General features: G+C 43.4%; 2 protein-coding genes. Both read left to right on the forward strand.

Annotation, left to right across the window (positions count from 1 at the left end; all coding sequences use genetic code 11):
• Nucleotides 1-229: 229 nt before the first annotated feature.
• A complete protein-coding gene (locus JX325_RS17195; RefSeq protein WP_204792226.1) occupies nt 230-454 on the forward strand; it encodes a helix-turn-helix transcriptional regulator in 225 nt (74 codons plus the stop codon).
• Between the two features lie 216 nt (nt 455-670).
• Nucleotides 671-1,000 carry a helix-turn-helix domain-containing protein gene (locus tag JX325_RS17200; RefSeq protein WP_204792227.1) on the forward strand — a complete coding sequence of 110 codons (330 nt, stop codon included), beginning with the start codon at nt 671-673 and terminating at the stop codon, nt 998-1,000.
• Nucleotides 1,001-1,216: the final 216 nt, after the last annotated feature.

A 1,216-nucleotide genomic window follows, 5' to 3' on the forward strand; every position in this document is an offset into this window, starting at 1 on the left:
GAATTAGTTAGTTTTATGGAAACGGAAATTGAACGGCGTGATAAGGAAAGCACCCTTTACATGGAGCAATAACAAAACCTCTCGTGCTAAGACGGCACGGGAGGTTTTCCATGCGTCTTTACATTCGACCGTATGTGCAACTAATTAGACATGACTTCTTAGAGCTTTTAAATATATTCTAACAAATATAAACTGGCCTTGTCAATACCGTTGCTTATGGAGGCTAGTCATGGATAACTACGGAACAATAAAAATAAATTTGGCAAAGCTGATTGAAGATCGTGGTATAAGCAAAAACAAACTTAGCCATCGAGCGGAAATGCAGCGGACGCAAATCAATCATTATTGCAACAACACGATATCCAGATTAGATGTTGATGTCTTATCTCGCCTATGCACAGTGCTTGAATGTGAGATCGGAGAACNTTTGGAGTTTATTCCTCCCGAGAAATAAGGTAAATTCAGAAAAATTCTGATTGTCCCATTTTATATGCAAAAAGCCTCCCATGCCAGACGGCACGGGAAGTTTTCGTAGTCACCGCCCCATCTGGGTCACTGCTGGCAGTATATCATATAATTCGGTGCATTGCTATAGATAAAACTACAAACTTGTAAGAATTTTCCTTTTGCCTATTCGGGGTTACACTACTTGTAAAGGTGGTGTAATGCTATGGCTAGGAAATTAAAAGACGTCAATATAGAAATCGGAGCCAGAATTAAAAGCGAACGGACAGCCCAGAAAATGACTCGTGAGGACTTGGCGAAATTGTCTGGTTATAGTGCTAACTTTATTCAGGAAGTGGAACGAGGACGTTCTGGCCTGTCCTCTGAGTCTATCCGCGCGTTTGCCGTGGCCCTCAATCTCTCCGCAGACACCTTATTGTTTGGGAGAGCTCCAGACAGCTTTGAATATGTCATACAGAAATTGAAAGCCGTTCCGGCTGACAAACTGCCGCATGTTCTAAAAATCATAGATGAAGCGATTGAATGTACTCGCTAAGAGAAGATAGCCCCACGCCGCTGGCATGAGGCTATCTTTATTCGTTCTTGCACAGTGGTTATATGCCCTTGTATTGCGGCTCCCGCTTTTCCAGGAAGGCACTGACTCCTTCCCTGAAATCCGAGTGCCGCGCCATGTAGCGAGTATAAGTAACTTCCAATTCGTTCTTGCGGTGCATCTGGAAGTCCTCCTGCTCATTCATACACGCCTTTAGAT

It is taken from the genome of Oscillibacter sp. CU971, from assembly GCF_905219725.1.
Taxonomy (GTDB): Bacteria; Bacillota; Clostridia; order Oscillospirales; family Oscillospiraceae; genus Oscillibacter.